Genomic DNA, 14182 nt, shown 5'->3' on the forward strand with positions numbered 1-14182 from the left:
GGATGTATAATCCGTGGACGATCAAGCTTTTGTCTATGACAATATGTATCCGGTAGCCCGAATTCTATACCAAAGTATGCCAAGTTTCGAAGCTGCAGGATATGCACTTTTTGCAGTCATCTTCCTGCTTTCGGCATTTGTTTATAAATTGGGGTTTGCTAAAAAGCTATCAATTGGGAAAAACGTAGTAATCGGCCTGTTTCTTGCGGTCGGAGGATTGGGGCTAACTTTCTTAGCCTTCTTCCTGCCGATTGTGGAGGGGCTAGTCATTGCGGCGCTTATTCTGATCCTTTATAAAATCCGCCTATGGCGCGAAAAACGCGAAAACGCTGTATCTCATTGAGATACAGCGTTTTTGCGTTCAAAGGTTTTGTAAAGGATCGGCAATAATAAAGCATAAGTAAGATGTCCGAATAGCCAATAAAGAAACGCTCCCCAATCAGTGGCTGCAGGCACATCAGCTTCGACTGCCAGCCAGGATAACAAGAAATAGAGAAACGGAAAAGGCACGGACAGGAACAGGCTGATCAGCACTAGTTGGCCGAATGGATACTTGCGTCTTTTGGCCAAATAGACATAAACAACGCCAATGATAAGTGAAATGAGCAAGTGGAAAATGAATTCGGTTATCTCAGACCATTGCACATCGCCGATCAACGGGATAAAATCGACATTCAGCAACAGGGTATATACTTGTTCGCCAGTGACAGATTGAATCCATTTCAGCAGAAGCCCCAATATCAACCCGCTCCAAAAACCGATCCAGAGACCTTTTAAGAGCTTCATCAGAAGTCATCCTCAATACTGCGGGAGCTGCGGTAAAAACGGAAGGAACCGGTCGCCAGGCGTTCTTTGGTCCTTTCGGTGATCCGGTCATGGCATTCATTGCACATATGAGTGTGGATGGGCCGGTTGCGCAAGCGCTTGGCCTGTAAGGTATCATCCACTAATTCTTCAATTTTATCGCAGATTACGCATTGGACACGCATGGTCTATCACTCCTATTCGAATCGGATGGCTTGGATATCGGTAATCGGATTATCCTGATTGGAGCCATCCGGAAGCAACACATGGACAGGGCCATTTTCTCTTAGAGGCTGTCCTTTTTCACTGAATTTGAAAATCAGCTGTTGGGCATGTTCAATCGGGAATTCGAACTCTCCATTCGCCGTTTCGAAAACAACGCGCTTAGTGTGTTCAAATGGTTCTGCATTTAATAGGAATGGCTTGAATGCGATACCGAACGTACCTGTCAGCATCTCTTTCTTTTCTTTGCTCTTATACGTTTTTTCTGAATTCAAGGTAGGCGGAACGGTATTGCCTTCCATGATTTCACGGGACCAATGCTCGCCCATTCCGCGTTTATACTCTTCAAGTTCGTCTTTCTCTATCCGCTCTTCCTGGAAATACGTCTCCAGATTCAATTTACGGTCATCAAAAATCCAGACAGTGGGATCTAATACTAGTTTGAACTTCACTTCACCTTTAAAAGGTACGATAAATTCCATGGGTAAACCCTCCATTAAAATATTCATTCTCTTAACAGTATACCTTTTTGTGTCAAGTTGCCAAAGGGATTCATCTCTTTCTTTATAGAGGCTTGCATTTTCCCTCCTTAAAAGATACACTTTAAACAGGAAAATAGAGAAGAAAACTCATAAAATGGGGGAGTCCTCATGGAACATACAGAAGAACAAACATACCATCTGAAGGCTTTAGAACTCCTCAAAGCTGATGCAGAAAAAATCGAGCAGCTGATTAAGGTGCAAATGGACCATTTGACATTGCCATCTTGTCCTTTATACGAAGAGGTGCTTGACACCCAAATGTTCGGTCTTTCACGCGAAATTGATTTTGCGGTAAAGCTGGGGCTCATTGAACGTGAGGCTGGAAAAAATTTAATGGATACGCTGGAGAAGAAACTTTCCATTCTGCATGAAGCGTATACAAATAAATGATCTAAAACTCAAACGAACGCTGTTTGAGTTTTTTTACAATTTAAGAAGTATAATCATTCAGTACTGCGAAAGCCGCAAACGAAGTGAGTGTAGGCCGCTTGCGCTTTTGCCATTAAAACTATCAAATTAAAAGAGGTATAAAAATGAAATCTTACATCAAGAAATACGCAAAATTCTTCGACTACCCATTGTTTTTCGCATACTTAGCACTGACCTTATTCGGATTGATCATGATCTACAGTTCAAGTATGGCCTGGTCGGTCAACTATTACGGTTCAGCGCCCGATCGTTTTTACATACAGCAATTAATCAACTTAGCCATCGCATTCCCGGTCTTTGTAGTGGCTGCAATCTTTCCATACAAGCATTTTAAAAAACGCTGGATGATGGTGACGATTTTAACTGTTGTTTTTGCCGGATTGATAGCTGTTCATTTTATTGGATTTGCAGCAGGTGGGGCAAAAAGTTGGATCAGCCTCGGCTTTGCCAATATCCAGCCGTCGGAAGTGGCGAAAGTCGGCATCATCTTGTACTTGGCAGGTGTTTTTTCAAACAAATACAATAAAGGGACCATCAACAAGCTGAATGAATCCATCATTCCACCGGTTATTATTTTGACGCTCGTCTTATTTTTGGTATTTCTTGAACCGGATCTTGGTTCGATGTTGATTATCGGATCAGTTGGTTTAGCAGTCATGTCGGCAAGTGGGGTTCGCTTAAAACCCTTTATCCGTCTGGCTGGTGTTTTTATCGCTGCAGCATCAATCATTATTGTGCCTTTCATGCTATTTGCTGGAGACATGATTTTTACCGAGAAACGCCTTGGCCGTTTAGATGCATTCTTTAATCCGTTTTCCGATGAGCTGGGCTTTGGCTTTCAAATAGTCAATGGGTATCTGGCCATCGGATCCGGTGGATTAAGCGGGCTGGGACTCGGCCAATCCATACAGAAGCTTGGCTATCTTCCGGAACCGCATACGGATTTCATCATGTCTGTCATTGCTGAAGAACTGGGAGTCCTGGGTGTCGTTTTCGTTTTAGGGGGACTGGCTTTCATTGTTTTGCGGGGGCTTTGGATTGCCATGACCACGCATGATCCGTTGGCAAGAATGCTTGCAGCGGGTGTTGCCAGCATGATCGGAATTCAATCTTTCGTTAATTTAGGTGGCTTGACGGGCATAATTCCGTTAACTGGAGTCACACTTCCTTTCATAAGCTATGGCGGAACCTCGGTAATTTTGTTATCTTTAGCTATGGGAGTATTAATGAATGTTTCCATGTTCAATAAATACGAAAAAACGAAAAAGTAAAGGGTGTGCTGTGGTGTGAAGGAGATTAACAAGATCTTGGTAGCAAACCGCGGAGAAATCGCTATTCGGGTTTTCCGCGCTTGTACAGAACTGAAAATTCAAACTGTTGCGATTTACTCACAGGAAGACAGCGGTTCGTATCATCGCTACAAAGCAGATGAATCCTATTTAGTGGGTAAAGGCAAAAAGCCGATTGATGCTTACTTGGATATTGAAGATATCATTCGCATCGCAAAAGATTCCGGCGTGGATGCAATTCATCCGGGATATGGCTTCTTGTCGGAAAACGTCCATTTCGCCAGACGCTGTGAAGAAGAAGGAATTGTCTTTATTGGCCCGAGCTCCAAACATTTAGACATGTTCGGTGACAAAGTGAAAGCGCGTACTCAGGCGATCGCTGCAGGCATTCCCGTAATTCCAGGAACAGATGGTCCTGTAGAGTCATTACAGGAAGTTGAAGAATTCAGTAAAACAGCTGGGTTTCCGTTAATGATCAAAGCTTCTCTTGGCGGTGGAGGACGCGGAATGCGCATCGTCAGAACGCAGGAAGAGCTGGCATCTTCATATGAACGCGCAAAGTCCGAAGCGAAAGCGGCTTTTGGATCGGATGAAATGTACGTTGAAAAGTTCGTTGAGAAGCCAAAACATATCGAAGTTCAAATATTAGGCGATACAGAAGGCAATGTCGTTCATTTGTATGAAAGAGATTGTTCAATTCAGCGCCGCCACCAAAAAGTCGTAGAAATCGCGCCTTCCAATTCAATCAGCAACGAATTGCGTAATGAGATTTGTGATGCTGCAGTTAAATTGATGAAAAACATTGACTACATAAATGCGGGAACTGTCGAATTCCTTGTAGCAAACGATGAATTTTACTTTATTGAAGTGAATCCGCGCATTCAGGTGGAACATACCATTACAGAAATGATTACAGGAATCGACATTGTCCATGCACAGATCCATATTGCCAGAGGGCATATGATCCATAGTGAAGAAGTGGGCATTCCACAGCAAAAGGATATTCCGTTATTCGGTTACGCGATCCAATCCCGTGTAACAACAGAAGATCCATTAAACGATTTTATGCCCGATGCCGGGAAATTGATGGTTTATCGTTCTGGTGGAGGATTCGGTGTCCGTCTGGATGCAGGAAATGGCTTCCAGGGTGCTGTAATTTCACCTTATTACGATTCGCTTTTGGTGAAAGTATCTACATGGGCCGTAACGTTCAAGGAAGCTGCCGGTAAAATGGACCGCAACCTTCAGGAATTCCGTATCCGGGGAATCAAAACGAACATCCCGTTCCTGGAAAATGTCGTCAAGCATAAAAATTTCATCAAAGGTGACTTTGATACAAGCTTTATCGACAACACACCGGAATTGTTCATCTTCCCGGTAAGACAGGATCGCGGTACGAAGTTATTGAGCTATATCGGCAATGTGACCGTCAACGGTTTCCCAGGGATCGAGAAGAACAACAAACCGATTCATGCAGCGCCGCGCAAACCGGAAGTGGATCTATTAGCTCCGGCACCAAGCGGGACAAAGCAGATTTTCGATCAGCAGGGTGCTGACGGATTGACGAAATGGATACATGAGCAAAAAGATGTCTTGTTGACGGATACAACATTCCGTGATGCCCACCAATCGTTATTGGCAACGCGTGTCCGTTCACATGATTTATTTGAAATCGCCAAAGAAACTTCTCAGTTGCAGAATGACCTGTTTTCACTGGAAATGTGGGGAGGCGCCACTTTTGACGTATCCTACAGATTCCTCAAAGAAGATCCATGGGCTCGCCTGATTAAACTGCGCCAGGAAATTCCGAATGTGTTGTTCCAGATGCTGTTCCGCGGCGCCAATGCCGTCGGATACAAAAACTATCCGGATAATGTCATTCGCGAATTTGTCCGCAAGTCCGGTGATGCAGGAATCGATGTATTCCGCATCTTCGATAGCTTGAACTGGATCAAAGGAATGGAAGTGGCGATTGATGAAGTCCGCCAATCCGGCAAGATCGCTGAAGCAGCGATTTGCTACACAGGAGACATCCTGGATCCAAGCCGTGACAAGTACACGGTTCAATACTACAAGGATATGGCCAAGGAGCTGGAAGCAGCGGGCGCCCATATTCTGGCCATTAAAGATATGGCGGGTCTTTTGAAACCGGAAGCAGCGTATCGCTTGGTATCCGAATTAAAAGATACGGTTTCATTGCCGATCCATCTTCACACACATGATACAAGCGGCAACGGCATCTATTTGTACTCAAAAGCCATCGAAGCAGGCGTGGACATCGTAGATACCGCACTTGGATCGATGGCAGGGCTGACGTCACAGCCAAGCGCCAATTCACTTTATTACGCAACAAGCGGCAGCGGGCGTGAAGTCAGAGCAGATATTAAAGGAATCGAAAAATTGTCCCATTACTGGGAAGATGTCCGCAAGTACTATGTTGACTTTGAAAGTGGCATGAACAGTCCGCATGCAGAAGTCTATGAGCATGAAATGCCAGGCGGACAGTACAGCAATCTCCAGCAGCAAGCAAAAGCAGTTGGGCTTGGATTGCGCTGGGAAGAAGTCAAAACCATGTACTCACGCGTCAACCTGCTGTTTGGGGATGTCGTAAAAGTAACGCCTTCTTCTAAAGTGGTGGGAGACATGGCTTTGTTCATGGTTCAAAACGAGTTGGATGAAGAGACTGTCATCTCAAAAGGGCAAACAATCGATTTCCCTGAATCAGTCATCGAATTCTTTGAAGGTTATATTGGACAGCCTCATGGCGGATTCCCTGAAGAGCTTCAGAAAGTTATTTTGAAAGAGCGCCAACCGATTACAGTTCGCCCTGGCGAATTGCTGGATCCTGCTGATTTCGATGAAATCAAAAGAACTCTTTACGACGAGTTGGAGCGTCCGGTTACAAGCCATGAGGTTTTGGCTTACGCGCTTTATCCGAAGGTATTTGAGGAGTATACAGCTACCAATATTCAGTTCGGAAATGTTTCTGTTCTCGACACCCTGACATTCTTGTATGGGATGAGATTAGGGGAAGAAATTGAAGTGGAAATTGAAAAAGGCAAGACATTGATGATCAAGATGGTATCAATTGGCGAACCGCAAAAAGATGGAACGCGCATCATCTATTTCGAATTGAACGGCCAACCACGTGAAGTCAGCATTCAGGACATGACGGTGGAAACGGACAGTACCGCTAAACCGAAAGCAGACCCGACCAATGAAAGCCATATTGCGGCGACTATGCCGGGGACAGTATTAAAAGTCCTAACGGAAAAAGGCACTAAGGTGAAACGTGGAGATCACTTGCTGGTAACTGAAGCAATGAAGATGGAAACGACTGTTCAGGCTCCGTTTGATGGAACCATTCAAGATATCCATGTAGTGGCAAGTGATGGCATTTCTACAGGCGACCTATTGATTGAAATGGAGAAAAAATAAAAAATGGCTGGCGCCAAAGCGCCAGCCATTTTTGTTTTTACTTTTACTTTTTAATTCGGCTGCGTGAAACGAGCAGCACCATATAGCACAATAAACCGAAAAGCATAGAGATGAGCAGCGAGTGAAGAAGTGCCACAAACAAATTCAGTTTTGTCAAAACAACGAGCATGCCGGTGGTCGCTTGAAGAAGGACGATGATGAAAGCGATGATCCAACCCCAATAGATGACACGCTGGTCTTTGTATTGCTTGAATGCGTGCCAGGCAATGTAACCGAGCCAGATGACGATTAAGCCGGCTGCAGCGCGATGGCCCATTTGGACCCATTCGTACATATTGCTGGGCAATGCAAAGTCATCGTTTCGGCATAGTGGCCAATCCGCGCAGATCAAACTGGATTCGGTATGGCGTACTAAAGCGCCCGTATAGACTACGATGTAGGAGTATAACGTAACGCCTATTGTATGGAAGCGCAATTTTTTGCCGATCTGCAAACGATCAGCGTCAAACTTCCGATCCACTTCAAAGATCAGCAGCGTCAATAATAAGATGGAAGCAAACGACAGCAGGGAGATGCCAAAGTGAAGAGCTAAGATGAAATCACCTTGTCCCCAAAGAACTTGTGCTGCACCAATCAATGCCTGCAGAACTAAAAAGAAAACGGCCATAATTGCCAAAAATTTTGTTTCTCGTACATGGCCGAATTTTCTCCAGGCCCATACTGCTAAAATGACTATCAGGATACCGACGACCCCGGTAACAAGGCGGTGCGAAAATTCAATCAATACTTCAGCTGTAATATTATCCGGGATCAGCTTGCCATTACAGTCTGGCCAGTTTCGTCCGCAGCCTAAACCGCTGTCGGTCTTAGTGACCAGGGCGCCGCCCAGAAGAATAAACAGCATGCCTATGGTAGCCGCAACGGCAAACCATTTGATATATCTATTTTGCTGCAAAATACCACCTACTTTTTTCTATAGAAAACTTTTCAAGATTCATTTACCTGCATACTCGATAATAGCGAAAGTTTCTTTAAAACACAACGAGAAATCAGCAATAGTAGAAACTTTCAAGATTTGGACATAATAATTGGAGCTTCACAAACTGTTCAAAAACTATTATTTTTCTATCTTAAAATAGTGAGGCCGTTCATGTATGATAGGAGATGGATATTTGTGAGACCATTTGCGTGAAAATCATCTCTTTTATCAGGAAATTTCAGTTATATGTAGAAAAACAACTGGAATTTAGATATAGTTATGGTTAGCGGAATATGCTTACAACTTTGAAAGGAGGGGAATTATATGTCAAACGGCCGGGCAATGTCTGCAGAGGCGAACGAAGCTCCGGAAGCGTCCACATTTCTGAAAGACTTCTTGGCACTTATAAAAATTGGAATCGTGAATTCTAATTTAATTACTGTTTTTACAGGATTGTGGCTCGCCTTCCAGTTCTCTGACAGACATTTTCTGAGTGAGCTGAATATCCTCGTCTATACAATAGTCGGTTCTGCACTGATCATTGCGGGTTCTGCAGCCATGAACAACTACATCGATACGGATATAGACCCGTTAATGGAAAGTAAGAAAGCACGTCCGACAGTGACAGGAAGATTTAAGCCATCTGCTGTATTGGCACTCGCTGTTTCTTTCATCGTTATAGGCGAAATATTTTTGTTTTCCGCTTCTGTATCAGCTGGTGTATTGGGAATTGCCGGAGTTTTAGCGTATGTCGTCTTATATTCCATGTGGTCAAAAAGACGGCATGTCAGCAACACGATCGTGGGGAGCATCTCTGGTGCGATTCCGCCACTTATCGGATGGGCAGCTGTAGAACCATCACTGGGCGCAGGCGCTTGGGCGTTATTCCTAATCATGTTCATTTGGCAGCCACCGCATTTTTATGCACTGGCTATGAAACGGACAGAAGAGTATCGGGCAGCGAACATTCCTATGCTACCGGTAGTTAAGGGTTTTCACCGAACAAAAAAATCGATGCTTGCATGGGTTGTAATGCTTTTCCCTCTGCCATTCCTATTAATGGAACTCGGGACAGGCTTCATCATCTTAGCTACACTTTTGAATATCGGCTGGCTTGTATTGGCTATTCGCGGTTTTAAAGTGACTGATGATTTGAAATGGGCGAAGACAATGTTTATCTATTCATTGAACTATATGACCATTTTATTTGTTTCAATGATTATTTTTGCTGTCTTTGTCTGATCAATATTTCTAAAGAGAAATTATTTAAATGAGAGAGGGGTATGAAAAGCTATGATGAAAGGGATTAAAAAATGGCGCCTTTTCGCATTGATGACCACATTACTGGTTTTTCTTGCGGGATGCGGACGTGAAGAGATTTCAACTTTAATACCAGCAGGCAAAGTTGCTCAAGATCAATTTAATCTATTGATTTTATCATCTGTCGTTATGTTGTTTGTCATTATTGTTGTATCGATTATCTTCGTATTGGCAATTGTTAAGTTCCGCCGCTCTAAAATGGGAGAAGACATGATCCCTGAGCAAGTCGAAGGAAGCGCAAGATTAGAATTTATCTGGACAGCTGTTCCGATTGTTCTTCTTTTGATTCTTGCTGTTCCGACAGTGTACTCGACATTCGATTTGGCTGACGTTACATCAATGGACGTTCAGGCAGAGGATGGCAATTCGACTCATTTGACAGTCAACGTTACCGGTAAACTTTACTGGTGGGAATTTGAATACCCGGAACAAGGCATTACAACTGCACAAGAGTTAGTTGTACCGACTGATGAGCGTGTTTATTTCAACTTGATTTCTGCGGATATCAAACACTCATTCTGGATTCCATCCATTGGCGGTAAATTGGATGTTAACCCTGAAAACGTAAACACTTTCTACCTTGAATTTGACCAGGAATCTTCAGAACTTGAAGATGGCGTATTCTACGGTAAATGTGCTGAGCTTTGCGGACCTTCTCACGCATTGATGGATTTCAAAGTGAAATCTGTAGATCGCGAAGAGTTTGACCAATGGGTAACGGCAATGCAGGCTGAACCAACTCCTGCCGAAGGCGCTCTTGCTCAGCAAGGTGAAGAATTGTTCGGACAAGACGGATTAGCTTGTATTTCTTGTCACGCAACTTCAGGTGCAGTCACTGCTTCTGGAGTAGGCCCTAACATGGCGACATTCGGCGACCGCAACCGTGTTGCAGGATACTTAGAACACAATGAAGAAAACCTTAAAAACTGGATTGCAGATCCACAAGAATACAAGCCGGGCAACTTGATGCCGGATGCCGCTTCTTTAAACGGCGGTAACGAATTGACAGACCAAGAACTTGATGCTCTTGCAGCCTATTTAATGGGCTTATCAGTCGAAGAGTAGAAATAAAGCTTAAAAAAGGGAGGTATACAGTGTGAGTTCTATTGCTCAAAAAAAGGGCTTCGGCGCTACGATTTGGGACTTCATGACAACGGTCGACCATAAGAAGATCGCAATCCTTTATCTCATCTCAGGTGGTATCTTCTTCCTGATCGGTGGATTGGAAGCGATGTTGATCCGTGTCCAGTTGGCTAAAGCAGGGAATGATTTCCTAAGTGCTGGAACATATAACGAAATTATAACAATGCACGGTACTACCATGATTTTCTTGGCAGCGATGCCGATTTTACTGGCTTTCATGAACGCTATTATGCCTTTGCAAATCGGCGCGCGTGATGTAGCTTTCCCATTCTTGAATTCACTAGGTTTCTGGCTTTTCTTCTTTGGTGGTATTTTCCTTAACCTTTCATGGTTTATGGGAGGAGCACCAGATGCAGGTTGGACGAACTATGCTTCTCTTGCCCTTGCATCCGAAGGAAAAGGCATTGACTTCTATTCACTGGGATTAACGATTTCCGGTTTTGGTACGCTGATCGCAGGGATTAACTTCCTGGTAACGATCATCAACATGCGTGCTCCGGGTATGACTTACATGAGAATGCCTTTGTTCACATGGACAACTTTCGTTGCTTCTGCGTTGATCTTATTGGCATTCCCGCCACTTACTGTTGGACTTTTCTTCATGGTCTTCGACCGTATGTTCGACGCTAACTTCTTTGCAGTTGAAATGGGCGGTAACACGATCATCTGGGAGCATTTATTCTGGATCTTCGGTCACCCTGAAGTTTACATCTTGATTTTGCCGGCTTTCGGTATTTTCTCCGAAATCTTTGCGATCTTCTCACGTAAACGCCTATTCGGTTACACTGCACTTGTTTTCGCAACAATCCTTATCGGTTTCTACGGATTCATGGTTTGGGCTCACCACATGTTCACAGTCGGTTTAGGGCCAACAGCCAACGCTGTCTTCGCACTTGCGACTATGATCATTGCAGTCCCAACCGGTATCAAGATCTTCAACTGGCTCTTAACGATATGGGGAGGGAATATTTCCTTCTCAGTACCAATGATCTACGCTGTAGCATTCATTCCGTCATTTGTTGCGGGTGGGGTTACAGGGGTAATGCAGGCAATCGCTCCTTTGGATTACCAGTTGCATGACTCTTACTTTATCGTAGCTCACTTCCACTACGTAATTGTAGGTGGGGTGGTTCTGGCAATTTTGGCAGGTACACATTTATACTGGCCGAAAATGTTCGGAACGATGCTTAGTGAAAAATTAGGCAAATGGACGTTCTGGTTCTTCTTCATCGGATTCCATTTAACATTCTTCATTCAGCATTTCCTTGGCTTGATGGGTATGCCACGCCGTGTTTACACATTCGGAGCAGACCAGGGCTGGGATCTATTCAACGCAATCAGTTCTGTTGGTGCAGTATTCATGGCTATCGGTGTAATCATCCTTTTAGTCAACGTAGTATTGACATCTATTAAAAACGAGCGCGTCGGCAATGACCCGTGGGGTGACGGCCGTACATTGGAATGGGCAATTGCATCTCCACCGCCGTTCTATAACTTTGCTCAAACTCCATTAGTTCGTGGTCTTGATTCAGTGTGGATCGAAAAAATGGATGGCAACAAAAAAGGTATGATTTTCGCTGAACCTCTTGGCGATATCCATATGCCGAATGGCTCGATCATTCCATTTGTAATTTCACTTGGTATGTTCATCGCTTCATTCGGAGCATTGTACTTCCTCGATGGCGACAAGCCATGGGCGTTGGCAGTGTTGATTATTGGTCTGGGAATCACTTTCGGTTCAATGCTATTGCGTTCATTGAAAGATGATCTGGGCTTCCATATTACTAAAGCAGAATTACTTGAAGACGCGAAGGGAGGCAACACCGATGGACATTAATCAAAAATATACTCCTCAATCATGGCCGGAACATCCTGAAACGGCTACGATGGAGGGGAAAAATAAGTTTATTGGTTTCTGGTTGCTTCTTGCTGCGGAGACAGTAACGTTTGCTTCGCTTTTCGCAACTTACCTTGCATTAAAAGATAAAGGGCCAAGCGGCATGGAATTCTCTGCCGCTGGACTCTTTGAACTGCCACTTGTTTTTGCAATGACAATGATTCTCTTGACCTCATCATTGACAAGTGTTTACGCTATGTACCATATGAAAAACCACAATTTCAAAGCAATGCAGGCTTGGCTTGGAATTACAGTCCTGCTTGGTGCGACTTTCCTAGGGTTGGAAATCTATGAGTTTAACCATTATGTCCATTTAGGCTTCGGCTATACGAATAGTGCTTTCAGTTCAGCGTTTTATACATTAGTTGGAACGCACGGGGCTCACGTACTATTTGGTCTTAGCTGGTTTATCGCATTAATGCTGCGCAACTCAAAACGTGGATTGAATATGTACAACGCACCGAAATTCTATTTAGCTTCGTTATACTGGCATTTTATTGACGTCGTATGGGTATTCATCTTTACTGTCGTCTATTTGATGGGAGTGATCGGATAATGGCACACGATACACATATTCATGTAAGATCGCAGGCAGAATTCGAATACACGAAGAAAAAAAGAGCAGAAGAAATGCGGGGCCATTTAGCCACATTTGCAATCATGATTTTCTTGACATTGATTGCTTTTACAATGGTTACCGCTGGATTCTCAGCTTACTTGATTGTTCCTATTATTCTTTTGCTTGCAGCTATTCAAGTCGTTCTTCAACTTTACTACTTCATGCACATGAGCGGAAAAGGGCACGGCATGGTCGCGTTCTTCATGTTCTGTGGAATGTTTGTAGCTTTCATCACCATTCTTGCATTAGTAACAATTGTTTGGTGGTAGAATATCTTAAAACCCCCTTACCTTTCGAGGTAAAGGGGTTTTTTGTCTTTCGGATCAGTTATAGCTCAGAACATGAAGCTGCGTTAAAACGAGCCTGGAGAAGAATAAAGGCTATTCCTACTGATATAGTAAAAGTAGATGTCCGGTTTGTTGGTGCAAGAAGAAATGGCAATCGGTCCTCTGATCATCTCTCCATAAAAGAAGGGGTTTGCGCATTTGGGATTGTTCATAGTTCGTTCATTGATATAGTTTGAAGAGCACTATATAATGAGGGTACTTGAGGAAAAGGAGGTCCCATTACAATGCCAATCAGTATTTTCGGGTTTCAGGCTTTATGGAGTCCGTATTACTTAGCAGTCCTCGTTCTGGTGACGATTCTCTATTTTTTGGTCACTGTAAAGTGGCGTGGGAAATTTAAAGGAAATCAACCGCTTAGTGTAAAACAAGCTGCGCTTTTTACTTCAGGCATCGCTTTACTTTATATTATTAAAGGTTCACCAGTGGATTTATACGGACATATTTTGTTTACCATGCACATGGTCCAGATGGCATTATTGCTGCTATTGGTTCCACCGCTTTTGATTATGGGAATTCCGAGTTATATTTGGAAAGCTTTCACTGAGCTGCCTGTCATCAAACCATTATTTAACCTTTTAACAAAACCGATGCTTGCGTTGATCCTGTTTGGAATGGCCTTTTCTTTTTATCACATTCCAATGGTTTTTGATTTTGTTAAACAGGATGTTCTTCTCCATGGCGCTGTTAATATCGTATTGTTCACATCAGCGCTTTTGTATTGGTGGCCAGTGGTCAACAATTTGGAGGGCGTGCATAAATTCCACGGTTTGAAGAAATTGGCGTACTTATTCGGACTTAGTGTATTGGTAACTCCGGCGTGTGCGTTGATCATCTTTAGTGATACACCTTTCTATGCAACATATACGAATGGAGAAGCCTGGCTTCAGGCAATGGCTCTATGTGTACCTGCAGGAACTCTTTCTCAGTTGAACCTTTCAGGGCCTGAGTTATTCTCTACGATGTCGACGATTGAGGACCAGCGGACGGGCGGAATTACAATGAAAATAATTCAAGAGCTCGTTTTCACAGTCTTTATCTGGTTGGTATTCTATGAATGGCTGCGCAATGAAAACGATAACGCTGATGAAATCACTGCAAAAGTTTTACAGGATCGAAAAGACATGGCTTACCACAGACACAATGCTTAAAGGAG

At 43.6% G+C, this 14182-nt stretch carries 14 protein-coding genes; 10 read left to right on the plus strand and 4 right to left on the minus strand.

The features are described from left to right. Positions 1-13 precede the first annotated feature (13 nt). Positions 14-343 carry a YlaH-like family protein gene (locus QMA01_RS01905; RefSeq protein WP_191713957.1) on the plus strand — a complete coding sequence of 110 codons (330 nt, stop codon included), beginning with the start codon at positions 14-16 and terminating at the stop codon, positions 341-343. Here the strand turns inward: QMA01_RS01905 and QMA01_RS01910 are convergent. From QMA01_RS01910 to QMA01_RS01920, 3 genes are read right to left on the minus strand one after another with little or no spacing between them, the layout of a single operon-like run. After that, positions 337-786: a hypothetical protein gene (locus QMA01_RS01910; protein WP_191713958.1), complete on the minus strand. Its 450-nt coding sequence runs from the start codon at positions 784-786 to the stop codon at positions 337-339. The two genes, QMA01_RS01905 and QMA01_RS01910, sit on opposite strands and share 7 nt — an antisense overlap. Next, the gene (locus QMA01_RS01915) at positions 786-989 is read right to left on the minus strand and encodes a YlaI family protein (RefSeq protein ID WP_146556486.1); all 204 of its coding nucleotides are present in this window, start codon (positions 987-989) and stop codon (positions 786-788) included. The genes QMA01_RS01910 and QMA01_RS01915 overlap by 1 nt, the downstream gene beginning before the upstream one ends. Positions 990-1001: 12 nt before the next feature. Then, positions 1002-1508 carry a peptidyl-prolyl cis-trans isomerase gene (locus QMA01_RS01920; RefSeq protein WP_191713959.1) on the minus strand — a complete coding sequence of 169 codons (507 nt, stop codon included), beginning with the start codon at positions 1506-1508 and terminating at the stop codon, positions 1002-1004. A gap of 168 nt (positions 1509-1676) precedes the next feature. On the opposite strand from QMA01_RS01920, the gene QMA01_RS01925 reads away from it, so the two are divergent. The 3 genes from QMA01_RS01925 (at position 1677) to pyc (ending at position 6724) form a co-directional block, all read left to right on the plus strand. Continuing rightward, positions 1677-1958, plus strand: coding sequence for an Fpa/YlaN family protein (locus QMA01_RS01925; RefSeq protein ID WP_058384833.1), 282 nt, complete (start codon positions 1677-1679; stop codon positions 1956-1958). Positions 1959-2101: 143 nt separating this feature from the next. Then, positions 2102-3268, plus strand: a complete 1167-nt coding sequence (locus QMA01_RS01930; protein WP_191713960.1) for an FtsW/RodA/SpoVE family cell cycle protein — start codon at positions 2102-2104, stop codon at positions 3266-3268. 15 nt (positions 3269-3283) lie between these two features. Then, positions 3284-6724 carry a pyruvate carboxylase gene (gene pyc, locus QMA01_RS01935; RefSeq protein ID WP_290214196.1) on the plus strand — a complete coding sequence of 1147 codons (3441 nt, stop codon included), beginning with the start codon at positions 3284-3286 and terminating at the stop codon, positions 6722-6724. A 43-nt stretch (positions 6725-6767) separates the two neighbouring features. Here pyc and QMA01_RS01940 read toward each other — a convergent pair whose 3' ends face one another. Then, entirely contained in the window at positions 6768-7679 is a 912-nt protein-coding gene (locus QMA01_RS01940; protein WP_191713962.1) for a COX15/CtaA family protein, read from the minus strand. A gap of 348 nt (positions 7680-8027) precedes the next feature. On the opposite strand from QMA01_RS01940, the gene cyoE reads away from it, so the two are divergent. From cyoE to ctaG, 6 genes are all read left to right on the plus strand, one after another. Further along, positions 8028-8945, plus strand: a complete 918-nt coding sequence (gene cyoE / locus QMA01_RS01945; protein WP_191713963.1) for a heme o synthase — start codon at positions 8028-8030, stop codon at positions 8943-8945. Positions 8946-8996: 51 nt separating this feature from the next. Further along, positions 8997-10088, plus strand: coding sequence for a cytochrome c oxidase subunit II (gene coxB / locus QMA01_RS01950; protein WP_290184537.1), 1092 nt, complete (start codon positions 8997-8999; stop codon positions 10086-10088). 31 nt (positions 10089-10119) lie between these two features. Next, on the plus strand, positions 10120-12003 hold the full coding sequence (locus QMA01_RS01955) for a cytochrome c oxidase subunit I (protein WP_290184540.1): 1884 nt from the start codon (positions 10120-10122) through the stop codon (positions 12001-12003). Then, the gene (locus QMA01_RS01960) at positions 11993-12619 is read left to right on the plus strand and encodes a cytochrome (ubi)quinol oxidase subunit III (RefSeq protein WP_203339377.1); all 627 of its coding nucleotides are present in this window, start codon (positions 11993-11995) and stop codon (positions 12617-12619) included. Before QMA01_RS01955 ends, QMA01_RS01960 begins: the two co-directional genes overlap by 11 nt. After that, positions 12619-12951: a cytochrome c oxidase subunit IVB gene (gene ctaF, locus QMA01_RS01965; protein ID WP_203339378.1), complete on the plus strand. Its 333-nt coding sequence runs from the start codon at positions 12619-12621 to the stop codon at positions 12949-12951. The genes QMA01_RS01960 and ctaF overlap by 1 nt, the downstream gene beginning before the upstream one ends. A 302-nt stretch (positions 12952-13253) precedes the next feature. After that, positions 13254-14177 carry a cytochrome c oxidase assembly factor CtaG gene (ctaG, locus tag QMA01_RS01970; RefSeq protein ID WP_290214197.1) on the plus strand — a complete coding sequence of 308 codons (924 nt, stop codon included), beginning with the start codon at positions 13254-13256 and terminating at the stop codon, positions 14175-14177. Positions 14178-14182 lie beyond the last annotated feature (5 nt).

Origin of the sequence: Planococcus notacanthi (assembly GCF_030407825.1) — a bacterium.
Taxonomy (GTDB): domain Bacteria; phylum Bacillota; class Bacilli; order Bacillales_A; family Planococcaceae; genus Planococcus; species Planococcus notacanthi.